The following is a 21,254-nucleotide window of genomic DNA, read 5'->3' as shown; positions in this document are numbered from 1 at the left end:
TTGACCGCATCAGGGATGCGCACATTGGCATCGCCGCATCTGGGCCTTTACGCTACGCGATTACGGCGTTTGCTCGCTCGGTGCGGTCGGCAACGGCAATTGGATATCGGTCAGTCGCCAGCGCAGGCCCTGGCGGGTCAGCACGAAGGTCACCGGTGTACCGTTGGCGGTCTGCGTGGTGGCGGTGAAGCGGCGGGTGGATTCGAAGCGCCGCGTCGCGCCTTGCAGCGGGCGCGCCGGTGCCGGTGCCGCATAGGTATCGGCGCTGACGGTGTCGCCGATGACGCGGTTCCACACGCTGTGGCCTTGCAGCAGGGCACCGATGCCTAGCGGGGTGACCAAGGTATCCACGCCGGCGCCGCTGATGCCGCTGGCCAGTTGCAACGCAAAGCCGCCGAGCAGGCTCGATTGCATGCTGCTGCCGGCCTGACGGATCAGATAATCGTCCAGTTGCGCCTTGAGGTTGACGCGCAGGCTGGGGAAATCCACGTAGCTTTCCAGCTGCGCGGCATCGCGATCGGCAACGGCCTGACTGATGCCGCGGATGGCCAGATACGGCCCCGCTACCACATAGCTCGCCAGCAGCACCACGGCCAGCAGCGGCACGATCCACCAGCGCTTTTTCATCGTTCGCACTCCGTTGCCATGCGCGGTGAGGGGAGGGTGTTCGACTGCATCCAGACGGTAGCACCAGGCCGCCGATGGTGCGGCAACGCCGTGGCGCGATATGCCTGCGCCGCAGCTCGCCTCAAAATTCCAGATCCAGGGCGGCGCATAGATAATCCACAAACGGCGCCAGTGTCACCAGGTCTGCCTCGATGGTCTGGCGTAGACGCGGCCCGGTCATGATGGCGTCGTCCAGATGACGCAGGTACGCCCAGTTGCGGTGCTTGAGATCGTCGATGAACTCGAAATCGTTGGGAAACCCGCGCGGTGCGCGCACCAGTTTTTCGCTGTCGTCCAGGGCGAACTTGCGCCGCAATTTGGGATCGTATGCGGCCGTCTTCCAGCTGCCCGGATTTTCGAAGATGAACTGCCGCAGCTTGCGTTGCGTGTCCGGCTCCGGGTGCCACAGGCCTGCACCGACAAAGCTCTCGCCCGGTTGCAGATGGATGTAGAACGACGGTGCCGGCATCTGCCGGCGGCGCTCATGGAACAGGCGCGCGCCCTGCCAGTTCTTGTAGGGCGATTTGTCGTTGGAAAAGCGCGCATCGCGATAGATGCGAAACAGCGAGCCGCCCTGGGTCTTGGGGTCGGCACGATAGTGTTCGCTGACCTCGGCAACCGCCGGCTGCAGATCGGTGATCAGCTGCAGAAACGGCTGACGCACATGCGCCTCGTACTGGTGGCGATGATCGGCGAACCAGGTCTTGTCGTTGTGGCGGGCCAGGGCGCGCAGGAACTTGAAGCTGGCGTCTGAAAAATAGGTGGTCATAGCGTGCGTTGGAGGTCCGAACCCCAGGCGGCGAGCTGGTCGAGCAGGTCTTGCTTGGTAGCATCGTCGGGGTGAGCGAGCCGTAAATCCGCAATCTGCGCGTTGTACTGGTCCAGGGTGACTTCGCCCAACCCATGGTCTTCGAGCAGGCGCTTGCGACGGTACTGGTTCCAGCGTTCCTGCTCGTCGAACGACAGCGTCTGCGGCCAGTTGCGTGCGCGATAGCGAAACAGCAGCTCGATCAGACGTGAGTCGCGAAACCGCGTTTCCAGCGCGCCCAGTTCGTCCGGCGCGCTGGCGCGCACCTGTGCAAGCAGGCGCTTGTCGCCTTCGGCCAGAAAACCGTCGTAGAGCGAGGCATCGGCATCGTTGATCGCAGCGGCCGCGGCACGTTCGTTGCCGTAGACCTGGCGCACCTTTTCCGCCAGCTGCGGGCCCAGTTCGCGCAGCCGTGCGGCCTTGGCCAGCACCGCATCGGGGTCCACGCCCAGGCGCTGGAAATCCGGCGCGCGCAGATGCTGCCAGGCCACCAGCGCCGGCGACTTGTTCAGATGTACTTCCTTGAGCGGGATGCGCTGCTCACCTTCGGGTAGATCGGCGGCGCGAATATACAGCCGGTCGGCGATCTCGTCCGGGCTCAGCCGCAACAGCACCTCCGGGTCGCCGTCCAGATCGAACACGATCACGCGGCTGTCGATGCGCGGATGCCGCGTCAGCGGCAGCACGGCCGCGGCGCACATGCGCGAGGCAGGGTAGCGCTGCGAAATGTGCAGCACCGGTTCCATCGCAATCACATCGAGCAAGGTGGCGGCAAAGCGCTTGTCGCGCAGGCGCAACGCGTACTCCCACAGCTTGGGTTGATGCTGCTGAAATTTGCGCGCCATGCCGATGGTGGCGTACACGTCGGACAAGGCTTCGTGCGCATCGCCTTCGCGCACTGCGTTGGCATCGGCCAGATGTTCGAGCTTGAACGAGGTGGCGCCGTCTTCGCGCTGCGGCCAGGTGATGCCGTCCGGGCGCAATGCGTGCACCAGCCGCAGCACATCGAGCAGATCCCAGCGCGAATTGCCGCCGCGCCACTCGCGCTCGTAGGGGTCGTAGAAATTGCGGAACAGCCCGCAGCGCACGAACTCGTCGTCGAAGCGGATCGAGTTGTAGCCCAGCGTGCAGGTCTGCGGGCGACTCATCTGCTCGGCGATGCGCGCAAACGCTTCGGCTTCGGTCACGCCTTCGCGCAGCGCGTGCTGCGGGGTGATGCCGGTGACCATGGTGGCGTACGGCGAGGGCAGCAGGTCGTCGGCCGGTTGCACGAAGAAACTGATCGGCTCGTCGATCACGCGCAGTTGCGCGTCGGTGCGCACGGCGGCGAACTGCGCGATGCGGGTGCGGCGCGGGTCCTGGCCGAAGGTTTCCAGGTCGTAAAAGAGAAAGCTGTCAGGCATGCGGGTGCGAGATCCAGATCCGCGGCGCACGGCGTATGCGCCGCCAGTGGCCGCTAGTATCTCTCATCGCAGCGCCGGCGCGCTGAGGTGCGGATGTGCGCTGGGGTAGGCGCTTGCTGTGTGGGGCCCGCGTTTGGCGTGTGTTGCGAGCGCGGCGTGAGCGTCTGCGCACAGTGCGCAAACCTGAGCATGATCTTGGTGCGGTCAACACCACAGGGCGAGCAGTCGTCAGGTGGATGTGGGCGGCGCGCTCAGGACCAACGGATACGAATGGTCGATAACGCACCGAGCGTTTGCCGCGCCCGCCTGGCGGTGAGCGCAGCCGTTGTCTTCGCCGCTCTCAGTGCGCGCCTTCCAGCGGCTCCAGACGTGCGTGCACCACCGCTTCCAGCGCTGCCCAATCGATACGCGACAGATCGCTGTGCCCGCGCGTGGCCTCGACCAGAATTTCGCGCTGGATGTCGCTGCGCGCCAACGCAATCGAATAGCGCGTGCGCAGAAAGGTCACCATCGTGTAATGCGGCACGAAGCGGGTAGGCCAGCGCGCCTGCAATTGCTGCTCGAGTTCGCGCTGCAGCAGGAAGTCGGCATCGCCGACGCGGTCGCGCATTTCCAGATAGTTTTCCAGCGCCATCTGCTGGATCGCGGCGGCATCGTCGCGTCGTGCAGCTTCGAACGCAGCGAACGCGCTGCCGATGTCATCGTGCGCGTCCATCTGCTCGGCCAACGCCACGCAATCTTCGAAGGCGCAATTCATGCCCTGGCCGTGGAACGGCACCATCGCGTGTGCGGCATCGCCGATCAGCAAGGCGCGGTTATCCAGATGCCAGCGCTCCAGGGTGAGGGTGCCGAGCAGGCCGGGCGGATGTTCTTCCCAGTGTTCTTCGAGTTGCGGAATCAGTGGCAGCGCATCCGGAAAATCGCGTGCGAACAACGCATGCGCTTCTTCGCCGGTGCGGGTGGTGGCAAAGCTCGGGTTGCCTGCGTTGGGCAGGAACAGGGTGACGGTGAAGGTGCCGCCATCGTTGGGCAGCGCGATGCACATGTAGCGCCCACGCGGCCAGATGTGCAGCGCATTGCGCTCGATACGGAAGCCACCGCCGGGCAATGGCGGGATTTCCAGTTCCTTGTACGAGTGATCCAGGAATTCGGTGCGCTCGCCCAACGGCGATTTGCGCTGCATGGCCGCGCGCAGTGCCGAGCCGGCACCGTCGCTGCCGATCAGGCTCTGGAAGTGGATCTCGTGCGGCTGATCGTCGCGGTCATCGATAAAGCGCGCGTAGCCGGCGTCGAAATCGACCGTGTGCAGCCGGCGATAGAAATGCACCGATGCGCCGGCCTGTTCGGCCAGCTCCAGCAAGGCGATATTCAACGCGGCACGGTGGATGGACCAAATCACTTCGCTGTCGTCGCGGCCGTAGCGCTGCAGCTGCGGTTCGCCCTCGATCGGGTGCACCATGCGGCCGCGCATCATCACCGCCTTGGCCATCACCGCTTCTTCCGCACCGGCCTGACGCAACGCGTGGCGTCCGCGTTCGGCTAGCGCCAGGTTGATCGAGCGGCCGGACTCGTAGCCCTTGATGCGCGGGTCGCCACGCCGTTCGTACACGGTGACTTGCCAGCCGCGACGCGACAGCAGGATGGCCAGCAGGCAACCGGCCAGGCCGGCGCCGATCAGGGTCAGGGAGCGAGGGGAGACGGGGCTCAATGCAATGTCCGGCAGCGGCCGGACGCGGGAGCCGGCAAAAGTGAGGAAAGAAGCAGTTGGCTATAGCGCGCCTGCGTTGCCGAAGGCGCGCTCGGAGTGTACGTGGGCGTCTGCGGGTTTCGCGTGTGCCTGCTACGTTACCGGTAGCGATGCAGTCAGCGTGCGGCGTTCAACCGGCGGCCCAGGCTTCCACCTGTTCCACAAAGGTGTGCAGATCGCTGAAACGGTTGTATAGCGGCACCGGCGCGATGCGGATCACGTCCGGTTCGCGCCAGTCGCCAAGCACGCCGGCCGCATGCAGATGCTCGAACAGCGCGCGCCCTTGCGCGCGTCCGCCGGCCACCCGCAACGACAGCTGGCAGCCGCGCTGCGCCGGCTCGGCCGGGGTGACGATCTGCAGCACCTGCGGCACGCGTGCGTGGATCAGCTGTTCCAGATGTCCGGTGAGCTGTTCGGACTTTGCGCGCAGCGCAGCCATGCCGGCTTGGTCGAACAGGTCCAGCGATGCACGCAGCGGTGCCAATGCCAGTACCGGTGGGTTGCTCAGCTGCCAGCCTTCGGCGCCCGGTGAGGGCACGAACTGCGGGTCCATGCGGAAGCGGGTCTGCTGCTCGTGTCCCCACCAGCCGGCCATGCGCGGCAGATCGCTATTGGCGTGGCGTGCGTGCACGAAACAGCCGCCCACCGCGCCGGGGCCGGCATTGAGATATTTGTAATGGCACCACACTGCGAAGTCGACGCCATCGTCGTGCAGGGTCAGCGGGATGTTGCCCACCGCATGCGCCAGATCGAAGCCCACCGCTGCGCCTTGCGCGCGTGCCAGTCGCGCAATTTCGCCTAGATCGAAGGCCTGGCCGGTGCGGTACTGGATGCCGGGCCACAGCACCAATGCCAGACGCGAACCGTGCGTGGCGATGGCATCGGCAATGGTGGCCATCGACAACGTGCCGTTGGGCTCATCGGCGTCCACTTCGATCAACTGCGTGGCCGGATCCAGCCCGTGCAGGCGCAACTGCGATTCCACCGCATGGCGGTCGGACGGAAATGCGCCGGCTTCGATCAGGATCGCGCCGCGCTCGGGCGTGGGGCGATAAAAGCTCGCCATCATCAGATGCAGATTGACGCTGAGGGTGTTCATCGCCACCACTTCGCCCGGTTGCGCGCCGACCACGCGCGCCAGGCCGTCGCGCACCAGTTGGTGATAGGTCAGCCATTGGGTGGGGCCGGTGAAGTGGCCTTCCACCGCAAGCGCGCCCCAGTGATCGAGCACTTCGCTCACCATCGCGCGTGCCTGACGCGGTTGCAGGCCCAGCGAATTGCCGACGAAATAGGTCTGATCCCGGCCATCGTGCTGCGGGAACACAAAAGCGTCGCGCAGGCTGCGCAGCGGGTCGGCGGCATCCAGCGCCACGGCGTGGGAACGGGACAGCGGGTCGGTGGTCATCGGGCTCGCGTGCTTTGGATCGATGCCGCAGTTTACCTTCCGGCACCTTGCGCGCCGTCATGCACCGCAGGCGTCTCGGTCGAGGCCGGTCGGGCAGGGCGCAGCAGATGGGTGAGCGTGCCGATGCTGTCGGTGACGCGGTCGATGGTGTCGGCAAGCGCGGCGGTGGTTGGCGAGCCATCCGGCAGCGTGGCCAACGCGTCGGAGAGTTTGCGCTCGGCGCTGCGTAGCGTGGCCGCAGCCGGCGTGCCGCCGTTGCTCAGGCACGCGATCAGCTCGGCCAACGCCCGGTCGGCGTCATCGGCGAAGGCGGGCAGTGCGTCTAGCGACGGCAACGGGTGACCATCGCGCAGCACCGCCTCCAACAGCAGCGTGGCGCGGATCAGCCGGTTGCCATTGGCCAGCAGCGATTCGGCCAGCTTGAGCTCGTGCAGATTGCGGCGGCTGCGCGGCTCGCCGCGCAGGCGTTCGATCGAGGCCTGCGCATTGGTGCGCGCCACGCGTGCGGCGGCGCGGCTGTCGCTCAGCCGATCCATCTGGCCCAGCAACAGGTTGTGCAGATGCTCGCGATAGGCCGTGAGCAACTGCGCCAACGAGGCGCGGATATGCCGGCGCTCGCGCGTCGGCCATAGCGCGTAGGCGATCAGTGCCAGTGCGCTGCCGGCCACGGTGGCCTGCAGCCGCGCACCGACCGCCTCACCGGGCGTCATGCCTTCGAAGGACAGCAGCAGCACCAGCATGCCGGTGAGAAACGCCACGCCGATGCCGTAGTTCACTTGAGTCAGCAAGCGAAAGCCCAGGCAGAACAGCGCCAGCAAGGCCATGCGGATACCGGCGCCATCCATCGCAAAATGGGCCAGCAGTGTGGCCACCAACAAACCGATGAAGGTGCCGGCCACGCGTAAGGCGCCAAAGCTGAACGTGCCGCCGAAATCCGGTTTGAGCACGATGGCGGTGGTCATCGGAATCCAGAAGCCGTGCGGAATCTGTTGCCAGCGTTGGAAGGCGATGGCCAGTGCCAGACACACGCCGCAACGCAGCGCATGCCGGAACGCCACCGACGACAGATCTAGGTTTGCCCGCAACGTCGCCCAGGTCGCGGCCGGCCGCAGCGCCGCCGGTAGCCGTGCTTCGGCCAATTGCGCCTGGATTTCGCCGCGGCTGCTGGCCCAGTGCGCGTTGCGGATCAACGCGCGCAACTGCCCGCCCAATCCCTGCGCGCGGGCCACCGCCACCCGCACCAGCCGGCGCTCGCGAGTATCGGCGTTGTCGTGCTGAAACTGTGCCAGCGCGCCGACCAGATCGTCGAAACCGGTCATCGACGCGTTGGCCGCCACCGGATCCTCGCCTACCGTCATGGTGTGGGCCAGCTGCTCCAGCACGATGGCACTGCGTTCGAGCACGCGCTCGATCGCCGGGCGTGCCTGCGAGTCGGTCAGGCGGGTGTCCGCATCGGCCAACGACAGCAGCTCCAGCCGCACGCGGTCGCAGAGCTCGGCAATGATGCGAAAGCTCTGCACCGCGATCGCGCGCGAGCGGTGTTCGCCGTGCAGCATCACCATGGCATCCAGCACTTCCTGCGTTGCGGGCGGTGCTGCGCTGGCTTCCGGGCGTTGCCGTGCGATTGCTGCCAGCTGGCGCATCAGGTCGGCGAGCGCAAAGCGTTCCGGGCGATACCGTTGCAAGGGCCAGGCCGCCAAGGCCAGCAACACCTGCAACAGGCCACCGGCAAAGATGAGGGCGGCCACGCCGGGCGCCTGTTCCACCGGCAGCCGCATGTCCGCACTCACTACCAGCAGGATCATGCTGGTCAGGCCGACCCGCGCCGCAACCGGGCCCAGCGCCACCAGCAGGCCACCACCCAGGCCGAGCAGTAGCCCGGCGATCACCAGGGCAGGCGTGTTGTGGCCGACCCACACGCCCAATAAGGCCGCCAGGCCAGCGGCCAGGGCCGCCATCAACATGCGTTGCAAGCGCGCGCGGTAGGGCCCGGGTTGATCGGAAAACATCGTGTTCAGCGCGCCGCTGCACACCGCCAAGCCTGCGGCGACATGCCCGGTGGCCACGCCAATTGCCAGCGGCAGTACGACCGCTGCGGTGTTGCGCAAGGCCACGCGTAGCGGCACATCGCGCGGCTTGAGGTCGATCAGTGCGCGCAGCATGCTGCGTGCTCGTGTGGGTGCGACCGGCGTGTGCATTGCATGCGCTGGCGCCAGCGCAACTCAGGCATCGACTGCAACATAGCGCTCCGGCGCAGGATGCAGGTGCCCGCACTGCGTGCAGGTCCGCAGTGCCAGCGAGCGATAGAAGTGATCGAACACCGGCGGGAAGTCGGTTTCGATATTGCCTAGCGGAAACATCGCCTCATACAGCTTGTGATTGCACTGCGGGCAGTACCACTGCAGCCCGTCCTGTTCGTGCGGCAGGCGTTCGCGCTCAATGACCAGGCCGACCGAACCGGCGGCGCGCTGCGGCGAATGCGGCACCTTCGGCGGCAGCAGAAAGATCTCGCCGGCGCGGATCGGGATGTCGCGTTGCACGCCCGCATCCTGCACCTTCAGCACCATCTTGCCTTCGAGCTGGAAAAACCACTCCGGGCCTTCGTCGTAGTGATAGTCGGTGCGCGCGTTGGGCCCGCCGACAATCATGATGATGAAGCCATCCTGCTGGATGCACTTGTTGCCGACCGGCGGTTTGAGCAGGTGTCTGTATTGCTCGATCCAGGCATGCAGGTTGATCGGCGGGACCAGCATCGACATTCCTCGGCGAAGAAGGCCTCCAGCATAGCCAACCGCGACGCCGATGGGCGCCGCGGTCGGTCAAACATGCAGCGCCGACTCAGCGTTCGGCGTGATCGGCCTGAATTTTCGTCAGTGCCGCGTCGTAACGTTCCTGGAGCAGGTCGGCGCGGTCGATGGACATGCCCAGATCGTGCGCATGGCCGTCGCGCAGGCTGTAGACCCAGCCATGCACGCACAACTCCTGCCCACGCTCCCACGCATCGCGCACGATGGTGGTGCGGCAAACGTTGACCACCTGTTCCAGCACGTTGAGCTCGCACAGGCGCGCATGCTGCACCGGCAGATCGCCGGCATCGTGCAGGCAGGCTTCGTGCTTGTCGGCCACATCGGTGACGTGGCGGATCCAGTTGTCGACCAGGCCCATGCGCTTCTGGGTCAGGCTGGCGAACACACCGCCGCACCCGTAATGGCCCACCACCAGAATGTGCTTGACCTTGAGCACGTCGACGGCGAACTGGATCACCGACAGGCAGTTCAAATCGCTATGCACCACCACATTGGCGATATTGCGGTGCACGAACACTTCGCCCGGTGCCATGTCGATGATCTGATTGGCCGGCACGCGCGAGTCTGAGCAGCCGATCCACAGATATTCCGGGGTCTGCTGCGTCGACAGTTTGGAGAAGAATTCCGGGTCTTCGCGACGGATACGCTCGGACCAGGCACGGTTGTTTTCAAGTAAATGGTTGAGCTCGTTCATGCGCGCAGTATTCCAGATGACAACGGGGAGGAAACAAGCCAGAGGCGGGCCATAAAGCGGTGGTGCAGGAACGCGAACGCAATGACAAGGCGATCAGCTCTTGCGCGCACGCAACGCATTGCGCATCAGTGCGGCCACGTCCTGCGCATCGCTTGAACGTTGCTGCTCCAGCGCATCGGCCACCGCTGCAACATTGCCGGCCGGATGGTTCTGGCTGAGCTTGAAGGTGAGTTCGATGCGGCTTGGCACGAAGCGGAAGCCGATCAGCCCACGCAATTGCCGACGATGGCTGTCGCGCTCCATCTCGAACTGCCAGTCGCTGCCGACGCGTTGCTCGAAGTGCGTGCTCATCCGGCCGATCAACTCGCCCATCGCGTCTTCATCGGCAAGCTCGGTGCATTGCCCATGCAGATGCGCGATGGCGTAATTCCAGGTCGGCACGCGCGCGGCCGCTTCCTTGTCCAGATACCAGCCCGGCGACACATAGGCGTGCGGCCCCTGCACGACGATCACTGCATCGCCCACATGGTGCGCTTGCGGATTGGGGCGTGCCCAGTGGCCCTCGATGAGGACCTGCTGGTCGTCGCGTCGATACAGCACCGGTAGGTGCGAGATGGCTGGTTGTCCGTCGTCGCTCTGACTGATCAGGGTGACGAACGGGTCACGCGCCAGCAGCCAGTCCAGCAGCGCCAGATCAGTCTGTGCGAACGCGCGCGGTGCGTACATCTCAGGCGCGGCCGCCCATGGTCACCACCATGCGCTCGCGCAGGTCGGCATCGTTATCGCCGCGCGGTGGCGACACCTCATGCAGCGAAAAGCCGCGGATCAGCGCATCTTCTTCGTCCAGCCCGTCCAATGCCACAAATTCTGCATCGAACAAGGCCGCACGTGCGGTGTCTTCGCTGTCGTAGGCCAACGTCTTGCCATCGCTGTCCAGCACTTCGGCAGTGCCGGCTTCCTTGATGCGCAGACGCGCCCAGATCAGCGTACGGCCGATGGTGGCCAGCCACCACTGATCGCGGCCGTCGGAGCTGTGTACTGCGTCGATGTCGATGATGTTCATGCCATTACCTTGGAAAGCAGCCCGAGCAGGGCCGCCATGCCCAGGCCGAAAAAAATGGTCAGCAGCGACAGCCAGGCGGGTGTGGCCAGACCGGACAGCGCATTGTCGCGGTAGCTGCGGTAGCGGCGCGCCAACAACCAGCGCCACGCGGTCGGGCTGATGAAGGCCGGGTCGCCGAAGCTGGCCAACACATCAGAGTGTCGGTCGCGCAGGTGCACCAGGGTCAGCGGCCAGAAGATCAGCAATGCGGTCAGCCCGGCAACGGCGACACCGACAAAACACAGCGCGAAGAACAGGGTCATGTGCGGGACTCGGCAGGCGGAGCATCGAAGCGGGCAATGATCGCGATGAGGCCGACGATCGCCTCGTTGAATGTGTCCAGGTCTTCGGCCGGAATCCACCACTCGGTGTGATGGGCGCCGCCGACTTTTTGAATGGCGTACTGGTCGACGACCGCGGCGAGCACATCGAACTGCGCCACATAGCCCACGCCGCTGTCCTTGACGTTCCAGCGTGATGCGATTTCTTCGGCATAGCGCTGATTGGTGACCGGATAGAAGATCGGCTGCTCCGGCAATCGCGGTGGCCAGCGTCGGAAGCCGGAGTCACGCACCAGGGCGTATTCCTCCGGCCCCAACGGGCGATACATCGTGACGGTGGCCGCCTCCGTGCTCACTCAGAACTCCGCGCTGCCCGGCGCGCGCGGGTAGGGGATGGCGTCGCGGATGTTGCTCAGCCCGCACACGTACACCACCAGGCGCTCGAACCCGAGGCCAAAACCGGCATGCGGCACCGAACCGTAGCGACGGAAATCGCGATACCAGCTGTAGTGCTCCTTATCCAGGCCGAACTGCGCCATGCGCGCATCCAGCACATCCAGGCGTTCTTCGCGCTGGCTGCCGCCAATGATTTCGCCGATGCCCGGCGCCAGCACGTCCATTGCCGCCACGGTCTTGCCGTCGTCGTTCAGGCGCATGTAGAACGCCTTGATGTGCTCGGGATAATTGGTCACCACCACCGGGCGGCCGATGTGCTCTTCGGTCAACCAGCGTTCGTGCTCGGTCTGCAGGTCCAGGCCCCATTCGACCGGGAAGTCGAACTTCTTGCCGGAGTTCTGCAACAGCTTCACCGCCTCGGTGTAATCGATCTGCTCGAACGGCGCATTGATGAAGGCTTCCAGCTTGCTGATCGCGTTCTTGTCCACGCGCTCGGCCAGGAAGGCCAGATCGTCGCCGCGCTCGTCCAGCACCGCGCGGAACAGGTACTTCAGGAACTGCTCGGCCAGCCGCGCATCTTCGGCCAGGTCGGCAAAGGCGATTTCCGGCTCGATCATCCAGAACTCGGCCAGGTGGCGCGTGGTGTGGCTGTTTTCTGCGCGGAACGTCGGCCCGAAGGTGTAGACCTTGCTCAGCGCCAGGCAATACGCCTCCACGTTGAGCTGGCCGGACACGGTGAGGAAGGTTTCCTTGCCGAAGAAGTCGCGGCTGAAATCCACGTTGCCCGTGGCATCGCGCGGCAGGTTGACCATGTCCAGCGTGGAAACGCGGAACATCTGCCCGGCGCCTTCGGCATCGGAGGTGGTGATGATCGGCGTGCTGATCCAGTTGAAGCCGTTCTGGTGGAAGAAGCGGTGCACCGCCTGCGCCAGGCAGTTGCGGATGCGTGTCACCGCGCCGAACAGATTGGTACGCGGGCGCAGGTGCGCCACTTCACGCAGGAATTCCGGCGTCATCGGCTTGGGCTGAATCGGGTAGGTGAGCGGGTCTTCGACCCAACCTACGATTTCGACAGCGCTGGCCTGGATCTCGAACGACTGGCCCTTGCCCTGCGACTTCACCAGCACACCCTTGGCGATCAGCGAGCAGCCGCTGGTCAGACGCTTGATCTCGTCGAAATTGGGCAGCGTGTCGTTGGCCACCACCTGGATCGGAGCGAAGCACGAGCCATCGGTCACGTTGATGAAGGCCAGTCCGGCAGATCCGCGCAGCGTGCGCACCCACCCCCGTACCGTGACTTCGCCGCCGTCGGGGAGCTTGCCCGCAAGCGCATGTTCAACGCTGACCACCGTCATGACTGTTCCTCGCCGTAGCGACCTTGAATGGTCTGCGAGTTTACTGGCTGCGACCGCGCTGGCGCGAGCACCTGAACAGGCGTGGCGGCGCAGCGGCTTGCGTGCCCGCGTGGCCGGCCCCATCTGGACTGCATGCCGATCCACCGGTCGGCCCCTATACTTGACGCCATTGTGTTGGAGTGCCCGCATGACCATCAGCCTCACCCCCGCCGCGCTGGAGCGCGTGCAGCGTTTCGTGCAGCAGACCCCGGGTGCATTGGGCCTGCGCTTTGGCGTGACCAAGACCGGTTGCTCCGGCTGGGGTCACATCACCGACCTGGCGCGCGAGAAGCGCGACGACGATGCGGTGTTCGAGCAGGGCGGGGTGTGCATCTTCGTCGACCCGACCAGCCTGCCGCTGGTGGACGGCACCTGCATCGACTTCGGCAAGCACGGGCTGAGCGAGACGTTTACCTTCAGCAACCCCAACGCCACCGCCGAGTGCGGTTGCGGTGAAAGCTTTACCACCGAAGCTGAGCACCGCTGAGCTAAAGAGTGAGACAAGCAGCGCCGGAGTGTTTCCTTCTCCCCTCGGGAGAAGGTGCCCCGAAGGGGCGGATGAGGGTACGGGGCGAAGCCAAGCGCGGTTGAAAGTCGCTAGGGCATCGCCTCCGTACCCTCACCCCAACCCCTCTCCCGGCGGGAGAGGGGCTTTAGAGTTCCGCTCCCAGGCTGGCTGGTTGCGGCTAAGCGCTTGAACTGCCATACTTTCCGGCTTCCTGCCCGGTTCTGGGTGGGAACCCTTGCTCCACCGGCCGCCTTGCGCGGACCACCGGGGAGCTGTCCGGCCCACGTGGCCACATCCGAAAGGTAAAACAACATGAGTCGTCATTACGAAGTCGTGTTCCTGGTCCATCCGGACCAGAGCGAGCAGGTCCCGGCCATGATCGAGCGCTACAAGTCGCTGATCGAGGGCGGTAACGGCACCATCCACCGTCTGGAAGACTGGGGCCGTCGTCAGCTGGCCTACCCGATCCAGAACCTGGTGAAGGCGCATTACGTGCTGCTCAACATCGAAGTCGACCAGGCCGTGCTGAGCGAGCTGGTGGAAAGCTTCCGCTTCAACGATGCGGTGCTGCGTCACCTGGTCGTCAAGCGCGACGGCCCGGACACCGAGCAGTCGCTGATCATGAAGAGCAAGGACGAGAAGGGCGACAAGCCCGAGCGTAGCGAGCGTCGTCGTCGTGACGACGAGGAAGGCGATGCTGCACCTGCCGCCACCGATACCGACGGCGACAACGCCGAAGCCGCTTAAGGAGCGCTGTCATGTCCAAGTTCTTCCGTCGTCGCAAGTTCTGCAAGTTCACCGCCGAGGGCGTCAAAGAGATCGATTACAAGGATCTCAACACCCTGCGTCAGTACCTCACCGAGAACGGCAAGATCGTGCCGAGCCGCGTGACCGGTACCAAGTCCAAGTACCAGCGTCAGCTGGCGACGGCCGTCAAGCGCTCGCGTTTCCTGGCGCTGATCCCGTACACGGATAACCACGACGTTTGATCGGTCGTTCGTTGCGGGGCGCTCAAAGCGGCCCGCACGAATGCAGTGAGTCCTCGCAAGAGCCCATGCGGCTGCATGCGAGTTCTCACAACAGCCCGCACGTCCCTGTGCGGGTTATCAAATTGATAGAGGCCGGTTATTCGAGATGCGGTGTTGATCGTGCTCTTGCGATTCCCAAATCCCGATTCCCGAATCCCGTCTTTTCGGACAGCACCCGTTGCGTCGGCCAAAGTGCCAGCGCTAACGAATAACGGAGCACCACCATGGATCTGATTCTTCTGCAGAAAGTGACCAACCTGGGCAACCTGGGCGACAAGGTCAGCGTCAAGCCGGGCTACGGCCGTAACTTCCTCGTGCCGCAGGGTAAGGCCGTTCCGGCCACCGCTGCCAACGTCGAAGCGTTCGAAACCAAGCGCGCCGATTACGAAGCCAAGGCCAACACCATCCTGGCCGATGCGCAGACTCGCGCCACCAAGTTCGAAGGCGCCAGCGTCACCATCGGCGCGCACGCGTCCACCGAAGGCAAGCTGTACGGCTCGGTTGGCCCGCGCGACATCGCCGAGGCGTTCACCGCCGCCGGCCTGCCGCTGGAAAAGAGCGAAGTGATCCTGGGCGAAGGCGCATTCCGCAATGTCGGCGAGTACGACGTTGTGCTGCACCTGCACGCCGATGTGGAAACCTCGGTCAAGGTCATCGTCGAATCCGACGCCTGATCCTTGCTGCATGTGTGAACCGAAGGGCGCCTTGTTAGGCGCCCTTCGTCTTTTACGGCCAGCCGCAGCGTAGCGACGGCACCGTTATACTCATGCCCCATTGTCGGTTCCACGGCCTGCAGATCTTGCCGATCAAGGGCTTAGGTGCCGGCTCCACAGGAAAAGCGCCTGCCGGCTGTGTCCGCGCGGTGCCCGGAACCCGTCCGTCCCATGCGCCTGTCCACGATCAAGCTGTCCGGTTTCAAGTCGTTCGTCGACCCGACCACGTTGCACCTGCCCACCAACATGACCGGCATCGTCGGCCCCAATGGTTGCGGCAAGTCCAACATCATCGATGCGGTGCGCTGGGTGATGGGCGAAAGCTCGGCCAGCCGGCTGCGTGGCGACTCGCTGACCGACGTGATCTTTTCCGGCTCCTCGGCGCGCAAGCCGGTGTCGCAGGCGACGGTGGAACTGATCTTCGACAACTCCGATCACACCATCACCGGTGAGTTCGCCTCGTTCAACGAGATCTCGGTCAAGCGCCTGGTCAGCCGCGACGGCAACAGCGCCTATTACCTCAATGGCACCAAGTGCCGGCGTCGCGACATCACCGACCTGTTCCTGGGCACAGGCCTGGGGCCGCGCAGCTACTCGATCATCGAGCAGGGCATGATCAGCCAGATCATCGAGGCGCGCCCGGAAGACCTGCGCGTGTATCTGGAAGAGGCCGCCGGCATTTCCAAGTACAAGGAACGCCGCAAGGAAACCGAAACCCGCATCCGCCATACCCGCGAAAACCTCGACCGCCTGGGCGACCTGCGCGAAGAGATCACCAAGCAGCTGGCGCATCTGCAGCGCCAGGCGCGTCAGGCCGAGCAATACCAGGCCTTGCAGGAAGAGCGCCGGATCAAGGATGCCGAGTGGAAGGCGCTGGAGTACCGCGGCCTGGATGGGCAATTGCAGGGCCTGCGCGAAAAGTTGAATCAGGAAGAAACCCGCCTGCAGCAGCTGATCGCCGACCAGCGCGATGCCGAGGCGCGGATCGAAACCGGGCGCGTGCGCCGCGAAGAGGCGGCCGAAGCGGTGGCCAAGGCGCAGGCCGACGTCTACCAAGTGGGCAGCGCGCTGGCGCGCATCGAACAGCAGATCCAGCACCAGCGCGAACTCTCGCATCGCTTGCACAAGGCGCGCGATGAGGCGCAGAGCCAGCTGCAGGAATTGACCCAGCACATCAGTGGCGACTCCTCAAAACTGGCCGTGCTGCGCGAAGCGGTGGATGCGGCCGAACCGCAGCTGGAACAGCTGCGCGAGGACCATGAGTTCCGCCAGGAATCGCTGCGCGAAGCCGAGGCGCGGCTGGCCGACTGGCAGCAGCGTTGGGAAACCCATAACCGCGACACCGGCGAAGCCTCGCGCGCCGGCGAAGTGGAGCGCACGCGTGTCGATTATCTGGACCGCCAATCGCTGGAGGCCGACCGCCGCCGCGAAGCGCTGGTCAACGAACGGGCCGGGCTGGATCTGGATGCGCTGGCCGAGGCGTTCGAGCAGGTCGAGCTGCGCCATGAAACCCAAAAGGCGTCGCTGGACGGGCTGACCGAGCAAGTCGAAGCGCGCAAGCACGCGTTGGGCGGTCTGCAGGAACAGCAGCGGGCCAGCCAGGGCGAGCTGGCCGAGGTGCGCAAGCAGGCGCAGGCCGCGCGCGGTCGACTGTCGTCGCTGGAAACCCTGCAGCAGGCCGCCCTCGGCCAGGAGCAGGGCGCGGCGGTGGCGTGGCTGAAGTCGCGCGGGCTGGATTCGGCAGCGCGTGTTGGCGAGCGCATTACGGTGGAAAGCGGCTGGGAAAACACCGTCGAAAGCGCGCTGGGGCAGTTGATCGAAGGCGTGCTGGTGGAGGCGCCCGAACAGCTGGTCGACGCGCTGGGCGAGTTGGGCGAAGGCCGCATTGCGCTGGTGTCAAACGCCACCGATGCCGCCACCTTTGCACCGACCTCATTGGCAGCCAAAGTGCAGGGGCCGATCGCGATTCGTCGTCTGCTGGCGCGGCTGCATGCGGCCGACGATCTGCAGGCCGCACGCGCGTTGCAAGCCGCGTTGCCGGAAGGCGACTCGGTCATCACCCGCAATGGCGAGCGCTTGGGCGAGGGCTGGGTGCGCGTATCGCGCTCTGGCGCGGCCAAGCAGGGCGCCTTGCTGCGCGAGCGCGACATCCAGGAACTGCGCACGCAGATCGACACCCTGCAGGAGCGCGAAGCCGAGCTCGAACAGCGGCTCACCAGCTTCCGCGAGCAATCGCTGGCCGCCGAACAGCAGCGCGAAGATGCGCAGCGTCAGCTATACATGGCGCACCGCAGCGTGTCCGAACTGGCTGGCCAGTTGCAGAGCCAGCAGGGCAAGGTCGATGCAGCGCGCACGCGCATCGAGCGCATCGAAAACGAGTTGTCGCAGTTGCTGGAAACGCTGGATACCAGCCGCGAACAGGCCCGCGAGGCCCGCGCGAAACTCGAAGACGCGGTCACCCTGATGGGCGATCTGCAAGGCACGCGGCAGGCGCTGGAAAACGAACGCCGCCAGCTCACCGATGCGCGCGACCAGGCGCGCGATGCCGCGCGTGGCGTGCGCGATGCGATGCATGCCCTGGCGCTGACGCTGGAATCGCAGCGCACCCAGATCACCTCGCTCAGCCAGACCCTGGAGCGCATGGACAGCCAGCGCGGCCAGCTCGATACGCGCCTGGAAGATCTGGTCTCCCAGCTCAGCGACGGCGATTCGCCGGTGGAAACGCTCGAGCACGAACATCAGGCCGCACTGAGCGAACGTGTCCGCACCGAGCGCGTGCTCAGCGAAACGCGGACGTTGCTCGACAGCATCGACGGTGAGTTGCGCAGCTTCGAGCAGACCCGTCAGCAGCGCGACGAACAGGCGCTGGCGCAGCGCGAGCGCATCAGCCAGCGCAAGCTCGATCAACAGGCGCTGGTGCTCAACGCCGAGCAGTTGTCTGCCGCGGTGGTCAAAGCCGGCTTCGTGCTGGAAGACGTGGTCAACGGCCTGTCCGAGTCTGCCAACGCGCCCGAATGGGAAGCGGCGGTGAACCAGATCGACGGGCGCATGCGGCGCCTGGAGCCGGTGAATCTGGCTGCGATCCAGGAATACGGCGAGGCTGCGCAGCGCTCGGAATATCTGGAGGCGCAGAACCTGGACCTCAATACCGCACTGGAAACGCTGGAAGAAGCCATCCGCAAGATCGACCGCGAAACCCGCGGCCGTTTCAAGGACACCTTCGATCGCGTCAACTCCGGCGTGCAGGCGCTGTATCCGCGTCTTTTCGGCGGTGGGCACGCGTATCTGGAACTCACCGGCGAAGACCTGCTCGACACCGGCGTGACCATCATGGCGCGCCCGCCGGGCAAGCGTGTGTCCAGCATTTCGCTGCTGTCCGGTGGCGAAAAGGCGATGACCGCGGTGGCGCTGGTGTTTGCGATCTTCCAGCTCAATCCTGCGCCGTTCTGCCTGCTGGACGAGGTGGACGCGCCTCTGGACGAAGCCAATGTCGGCCGCCTGGCCAACATGGTGCGCGAGATGAGCGAGAAGGTGCAGTTCCTGTTCGTCAGCCATAACAAGGCGACCATGGAAGCGGCGCGCCAGTTGTCCGGTGTGACCATGCGCGAGCCGGGCGTCAGCCGTCTGGTCAGCGTGGACCTGGAAGAGGCGGCACGTTTGGCGGGTGCGGCATGACGTGCCATGCTTGCTGGAATGATGACACCTGTCACTCTTATGCGGAGGCACGCTGAATGTCCGACATGGCCATGATCCGGATCGGGATCCTGATCGCGGGATTGCTGCTGGTCGCTGCAATTTTTCTGTTCGGCCGTCCGAAGAAATCGCCACAGGGGCGTCGCGTCGACAAGGACGACGGTCAACCGCACGAACGCCGCGAGCCGGTGATCTCCGGCGATGCGGGTGCCGATGGCGAAACGTTCGAGCGCAGCGAAGGCAATGCCGAACAGAGCGAGCTCAACCTGGACGACCAGGATGGTGCCGGCGGTAACGATGTCGGCAAGCGCCCCAACCAGGATTTCGACAAGATCGTGTCGTTGTTCGTGGCGGCCAAGGCCGGCCAGATCCTGCGTGGCGAAGATGTGGTGGTTGCCGCAGAAAAGACCGGCCTGGTGTTCGGCCATATGAATGTGTTCCACCGCCTGGTGGAAGGGCATCCGGAGCGTGGGCCGATCTTCAGCATGGCCAGCATCCTCAAGCCGGGCAGTTTCGACATGGCTAACATCCGCGAGATGCAGACGCCGGCGATTGCGTTCTTCCTGACCTTGCCGGCGCCGATGACCGCGCTGGATGCCTGGGAAAAAATGCTGCCGACCGTGCAACGCATGGCCGAGTTGCTGGACGGCGTGGTGCTGGACGACAGCCGCAATGCGCTGGGCCGCCAGCGTGTGGCGCATATCCGCGACGAACTACGTGCCTACGATCGTCAGCACCAGGCACCGCCGCTGACCAAGTCCCCGCGCTGGTGAGTTGAGCGATGTTGAGTCTGCAGGGCGTGTTGGCAGTGGCCTTGCTGCTGGTGCTGTGGGCGATTCTGGCAATGCCGCTGTTGTGGATCTTTTCGTTGATCACCGCGCGCCTGCGCAAACGCCCGCGAAATTCGCCGTGGGTGGTGGGCAGTTTCGCCGCTGCCATCACCTTGTTGGTGGCGCCGGTGCCGACGCCCTTCATCAGCGTGTTCCTGCCGCATGCGATCGCGCTGTTCGATCGCCGTTACTACGCGCACATTCTGCAAGGCCCACCGATGTTGCGCGAGCTGCTGCTGTGGAATGCAGGCTCGATGGTGCTGACCTTTGTCATCAGCTATCTGTGGATCCGGCGCAGCTTGCGCACACCCTCCACAGCGGAACTGGACCCCTAGATCCGCTGGTCGGGCAGGGCGCGTGGCAGGCGTCGGCCCTCAGCGCTTGGCTTTGGTAAACGCCTCGCGGAACCGCATCATCTCCGCCTCGGTGCCAACAGTCACGCGCACGCGCTTGGGCCAGATCGGCCAGCTGCGGCCGACGATCACGCCCTGCTTCTGCATCGAATCGGCAAACACGCCGGCCTCGCGCTTGACGTCCAGCATGAAGCAGTTCGCTTGCGTGGGCAGGCAGGTGTAACCCTTGCTCTTGAGCCAGGCGACGGTCTCATCGCGCACGCGTGCGTTGTCCGCGCGCCGGGTCTGCACCAGTTGCGGGTCGCGCAGGCTGGCAATGCCGGCCGCCATGGCCGGGACCGGCAACGGGTTGCTGCCGAAGCTGGCGAGCTTGGTCTGCAGGCCCGGCGGGGCAAGCGCTGCGCCCAGGCGCAGGCCGGCCATGCCGTAGAGTTTGGAGAAACTGCGCAGCACGATCAGGTCCTGGCGCTGACGCACCAGGTCGACCATCGACGGCTCGTTGCTGTAGTGGATGTACGCCTCGTCGACCACCAGAACCGCGCTGGCCGGCTTGTTGGCCAGCAGCCATTCGATGTCGCTGCGCGGGGTGATGCTGCCGGTGGCATTGCCGGGATTGCACAGATAGATCAGGCCGGCGGTCGGGTCGGCCTTGGCCATCGCCTTGACGTCGTGCGCGCCATCGGCACGTAGCGGCACCTTGCGCACCTGCACGCCGCGGGCAGTGGCGCTGTCGATGACCGGGTCGAAGCTCGGGTCTGCCACCACCAGGCTGGCACGCGCCGAGGTGAACAGGTTGCTGGCGCGATTCAGTGCGTCCCTGGACCCGGGAAACAATGCCAGATGGTCGTTGGGCAGCTGCAACTCGCCGGTCATCAGATTGCGCAGGTCCTGCTCCATCTCCTGCAGATAACGGCCCGAACGCGCCAGCGACCGCGTTGCGGCATCGAGCGCTGCCGGAGCGGGGCCAAGCGGATGTTCGTTGAGGTTGAGCAGCACCGTGCCTGCTGCCGGTGCGACGCCCGGCGCTGCGGCCGCAGCTGCGCGCTTGCGGGCCGCCTCAGCCGCGGGTGCCAGCCCCAATGCGGAAACTGCCACGCCAGTGGTGGCAAGGCTGAGAAACGAACGGCGCGAAACGGGCAACGACACGGGTGAGCTCCAGACGAGCAGGACAAAGAGGTCGCCACGCTAGCGGGTTTGTGCCGGTCTGCCTATCGGGAAATCCCCGGGCGGCAAGCTGTCGGCCGTCAGCGGGCAGATCCGGCGGTCCAGGAAGCCAGTCGCGCCTGTCCGCGTGACGGCAAACCCTGCCGGGCGTGCTGCCGGGGTGCGAGCGAGGCGCTGCCGGCATCATTACGTTTGGCCTTGCGCGCTTGCCTGCCGCTGTCGATGCGGTCAGCGACATCGGATTAGGGATCGACGTCTGGCG

The 21,254-nt window shown here is 65.2% G+C and carries 21 protein-coding genes and 1 other RNA gene; 7 read left to right on the top strand and 15 right to left on the bottom strand.

What is annotated here, in order from left to right; genetic code table 11:
• Window positions 1–60: 60 nt before the first annotated feature.
• From VC212_RS00510 to asnS, 14 genes are all read right to left on the bottom strand, one after another.
• Window positions 61–627, bottom strand: a complete 567-nt coding sequence (locus VC212_RS00510; RefSeq protein WP_323514058.1) for a DUF2939 domain-containing protein — start codon at window positions 625–627, stop codon at window positions 61–63.
• A 121-nt stretch (window positions 628–748) separates the two neighbouring features.
• A complete protein-coding gene (locus VC212_RS00505; RefSeq protein WP_323514057.1) occupies window positions 749–1,435 on the bottom strand; it encodes a DUF2461 domain-containing protein in 687 nt (228 codons plus the stop codon).
• Window positions 1,432–2,877, bottom strand: coding sequence for an exodeoxyribonuclease I (sbcB, locus tag VC212_RS00500; RefSeq protein ID WP_323514056.1), 1,446 nt, complete (start codon window positions 2,875–2,877; stop codon window positions 1,432–1,434). Before sbcB ends, VC212_RS00505 begins: the two co-directional genes overlap by 4 nt.
• A gap of 202 nt (window positions 2,878–3,079) precedes the next feature.
• A non-coding RNA gene (locus VC212_RS00495) (sX9 sRNA) lies at window positions 3,080–3,152 on the bottom strand.
• A 65-nt stretch (window positions 3,153–3,217) separates the two neighbouring features.
• A complete protein-coding gene (locus VC212_RS00490) occupies window positions 3,218–4,585 on the bottom strand; it encodes an NAD(P)/FAD-dependent oxidoreductase (protein ID WP_323514055.1) in 1,368 nt (455 codons plus the stop codon).
• 169 nt (window positions 4,586–4,754) lie between these two features.
• Window positions 4,755–6,029, bottom strand: coding sequence for a kynureninase (gene kynU, locus VC212_RS00485; protein ID WP_323514054.1), 1,275 nt, complete (start codon window positions 6,027–6,029; stop codon window positions 4,755–4,757).
• A 32-nt stretch (window positions 6,030–6,061) separates the two neighbouring features.
• Window positions 6,062–8,191, bottom strand: coding sequence for an FUSC family protein (locus VC212_RS00480; protein ID WP_323514053.1), 2,130 nt, complete (start codon window positions 8,189–8,191; stop codon window positions 6,062–6,064).
• A 60-nt stretch (window positions 8,192–8,251) separates the two neighbouring features.
• The gene (locus tag VC212_RS00475; RefSeq protein ID WP_323514052.1) at window positions 8,252–8,782 is read right to left on the bottom strand and encodes a 3-hydroxyanthranilate 3,4-dioxygenase; all 531 of its coding nucleotides are present in this window, start codon (window positions 8,780–8,782) and stop codon (window positions 8,252–8,254) included.
• An 85-nt stretch (window positions 8,783–8,867) separates the two neighbouring features.
• A complete protein-coding gene (gene can, locus VC212_RS00470; protein WP_055844683.1) occupies window positions 8,868–9,530 on the bottom strand; it encodes a carbonate dehydratase in 663 nt (220 codons plus the stop codon).
• A gap of 93 nt (window positions 9,531–9,623) precedes the next feature.
• The gene (locus VC212_RS00465) at window positions 9,624–10,256 is read right to left on the bottom strand and encodes an FMN-binding negative transcriptional regulator (protein WP_323514051.1); all 633 of its coding nucleotides are present in this window, start codon (window positions 10,254–10,256) and stop codon (window positions 9,624–9,626) included.
• Window position 10,257: 1 nt separating this feature from the next.
• The gene (locus VC212_RS00460; protein ID WP_323514050.1) at window positions 10,258–10,593 is read right to left on the bottom strand and encodes a hypothetical protein; all 336 of its coding nucleotides are present in this window, start codon (window positions 10,591–10,593) and stop codon (window positions 10,258–10,260) included.
• A complete protein-coding gene (locus VC212_RS00455; protein ID WP_323514049.1) occupies window positions 10,590–10,895 on the bottom strand; it encodes a hypothetical protein in 306 nt (101 codons plus the stop codon). The genes VC212_RS00460 and VC212_RS00455 overlap by 4 nt, the downstream gene beginning before the upstream one ends.
• Complete coding sequence (locus tag VC212_RS00450; RefSeq protein ID WP_323514261.1) at window positions 10,892–11,242, bottom strand: hypothetical protein; 351 nt, start codon at window positions 11,240–11,242, stop codon at window positions 10,892–10,894. Before VC212_RS00450 ends, VC212_RS00455 begins: the two co-directional genes overlap by 4 nt.
• A gap of 27 nt (window positions 11,243–11,269) precedes the next feature.
• Window positions 11,270–12,664, bottom strand: a complete 1,395-nt coding sequence (gene asnS / locus VC212_RS00445; protein WP_323514048.1) for an asparagine--tRNA ligase — start codon at window positions 12,662–12,664, stop codon at window positions 11,270–11,272.
• 187 nt (window positions 12,665–12,851) lie between these two features.
• Here asnS and VC212_RS00440 point away from each other — a divergent pair, with 187 nt between their 5' ends.
• The 7 genes from VC212_RS00440 to VC212_RS00410 all read left to right on the top strand — a co-directional run bounded on the left by VC212_RS00440 (window position 12,852) and on the right by VC212_RS00410 (window position 19,810).
• Entirely contained in the window at window positions 12,852–13,190 is a 339-nt protein-coding gene (locus tag VC212_RS00440) for an iron-sulfur cluster assembly accessory protein (RefSeq protein ID WP_055844665.1), read from the top strand.
• Between the two features lie 333 nt (window positions 13,191–13,523).
• Window positions 13,524–13,958, top strand: coding sequence for a 30S ribosomal protein S6 (gene rpsF / locus VC212_RS00435; RefSeq protein WP_055844662.1), 435 nt, complete (start codon window positions 13,524–13,526; stop codon window positions 13,956–13,958).
• Between the two features lie 11 nt (window positions 13,959–13,969).
• Window positions 13,970–14,200 (top strand): 30S ribosomal protein S18, encoded by a 231-nt coding sequence (gene rpsR / locus VC212_RS00430; RefSeq protein ID WP_005991243.1) that lies wholly within the window; start codon window positions 13,970–13,972, stop codon window positions 14,198–14,200.
• Window positions 14,201–14,463: 263 nt separating this feature from the next.
• Window positions 14,464–14,913, top strand: a complete 450-nt coding sequence (gene rplI, locus VC212_RS00425; protein ID WP_055844660.1) for a 50S ribosomal protein L9 — start codon at window positions 14,464–14,466, stop codon at window positions 14,911–14,913.
• 210 nt (window positions 14,914–15,123) lie between these two features.
• The gene (smc, locus tag VC212_RS00420) at window positions 15,124–18,627 is read left to right on the top strand and encodes a chromosome segregation protein SMC (protein WP_055844657.1); all 3,504 of its coding nucleotides are present in this window, start codon (window positions 15,124–15,126) and stop codon (window positions 18,625–18,627) included.
• Between the two features lie 56 nt (window positions 18,628–18,683).
• Complete coding sequence (gene zipA / locus VC212_RS00415) at window positions 18,684–19,418, top strand: cell division protein ZipA (RefSeq protein WP_323514047.1); 735 nt, start codon at window positions 18,684–18,686, stop codon at window positions 19,416–19,418.
• 8 nt (window positions 19,419–19,426) lie between these two features.
• Window positions 19,427–19,810 carry a hypothetical protein gene (locus tag VC212_RS00410; RefSeq protein WP_323514046.1) on the top strand — a complete coding sequence of 128 codons (384 nt, stop codon included), beginning with the start codon at window positions 19,427–19,429 and terminating at the stop codon, window positions 19,808–19,810.
• A 39-nt stretch (window positions 19,811–19,849) separates the two neighbouring features.
• Here VC212_RS00410 and VC212_RS00405 read toward each other — a convergent pair whose 3' ends face one another.
• Entirely contained in the window at window positions 19,850–20,974 is a 1,125-nt protein-coding gene (locus VC212_RS00405; protein WP_323514045.1) for a pyridoxal phosphate-dependent aminotransferase, read from the bottom strand.
• Between the last annotated feature and the right edge of the window lie 280 nt (window positions 20,975–21,254).

The sequence above is a fragment of the Xanthomonas sp. WHRI 8932A genome (assembly GCF_035012785.1).
In the GTDB taxonomy this organism is placed as follows: Bacteria; Pseudomonadota; Gammaproteobacteria; order Xanthomonadales; family Xanthomonadaceae; genus Xanthomonas.
The sequence above is the reverse complement of the archived record's forward strand: the minus strand, read 5'-3'. Positions and strand labels throughout refer to the sequence as shown.

Coding starts and splice junctions, on each gene's coding strand:
- VC212_RS00510 (WP_323514058.1), bottom strand. CDS start 627: ATGAAAAAGCGCTGGTGGATCGTGCCGCTGCTGGCCGTGGTGCTGCTG.
- VC212_RS00505 (WP_323514057.1), bottom strand. CDS start 1,435: ATGACCACCTATTTTTCAGACGCCAGCTTCAAGTTCCTGCGCGCCCTG.
- sbcB (WP_323514056.1), bottom strand. CDS start 2,877: ATGCCTGACAGCTTTCTCTTTTACGACCTGGAAACCTTCGGCCAGGAC.
- kynU (WP_323514054.1), bottom strand. CDS start 6,029: ATGACCACCGACCCGCTGTCCCGTTCCCACGCCGTGGCGCTGGATGCC.
- VC212_RS00480 (WP_323514053.1), bottom strand. CDS start 8,191: ATGCTGCGCGCACTGATCGACCTCAAGCCGCGCGATGTGCCGCTACGC.
- VC212_RS00475 (WP_323514052.1), bottom strand. CDS start 8,782: ATGCTGGTCCCGCCGATCAACCTGCATGCCTGGATCGAGCAATACAGA.
- can (WP_055844683.1), bottom strand. CDS start 9,530: ATGAACGAGCTCAACCATTTACTTGAAAACAACCGTGCCTGGTCCGAG.
- VC212_RS00465 (WP_323514051.1), bottom strand. CDS start 10,256: ATGTACGCACCGCGCGCGTTCGCACAGACTGATCTGGCGCTGCTGGAC.
- VC212_RS00460 (WP_323514050.1), bottom strand. CDS start 10,593: ATGAACATCATCGACATCGACGCAGTACACAGCTCCGACGGCCGCGAT.
- VC212_RS00455 (WP_323514049.1), bottom strand. CDS start 10,895: ATGACCCTGTTCTTCGCGCTGTGTTTTGTCGGTGTCGCCGTTGCCGGG.
- VC212_RS00450 (WP_323514261.1), bottom strand. CDS start 11,242: ATGTATCGCCCGTTGGGGCCGGAGGAATACGCCCTGGTGCGTGACTCC.
- asnS (WP_323514048.1), bottom strand. CDS start 12,664: ATGACGGTGGTCAGCGTTGAACATGCGCTTGCGGGCAAGCTCCCCGAC.
- VC212_RS00440 (WP_055844665.1), top strand. CDS start 12,852: ATGACCATCAGCCTCACCCCCGCCGCGCTGGAGCGCGTGCAGCGTTTC.
- rpsF (WP_055844662.1), top strand. CDS start 13,524: ATGAGTCGTCATTACGAAGTCGTGTTCCTGGTCCATCCGGACCAGAGC.
- rpsR (WP_005991243.1), top strand. CDS start 13,970: ATGTCCAAGTTCTTCCGTCGTCGCAAGTTCTGCAAGTTCACCGCCGAG.
- rplI (WP_055844660.1), top strand. CDS start 14,464: ATGGATCTGATTCTTCTGCAGAAAGTGACCAACCTGGGCAACCTGGGC.
- smc (WP_055844657.1), top strand. CDS start 15,124: ATGCGCCTGTCCACGATCAAGCTGTCCGGTTTCAAGTCGTTCGTCGAC.
- zipA (WP_323514047.1), top strand. CDS start 18,684: ATGTCCGACATGGCCATGATCCGGATCGGGATCCTGATCGCGGGATTG.
- VC212_RS00410 (WP_323514046.1), top strand. CDS start 19,427: ATGTTGAGTCTGCAGGGCGTGTTGGCAGTGGCCTTGCTGCTGGTGCTG.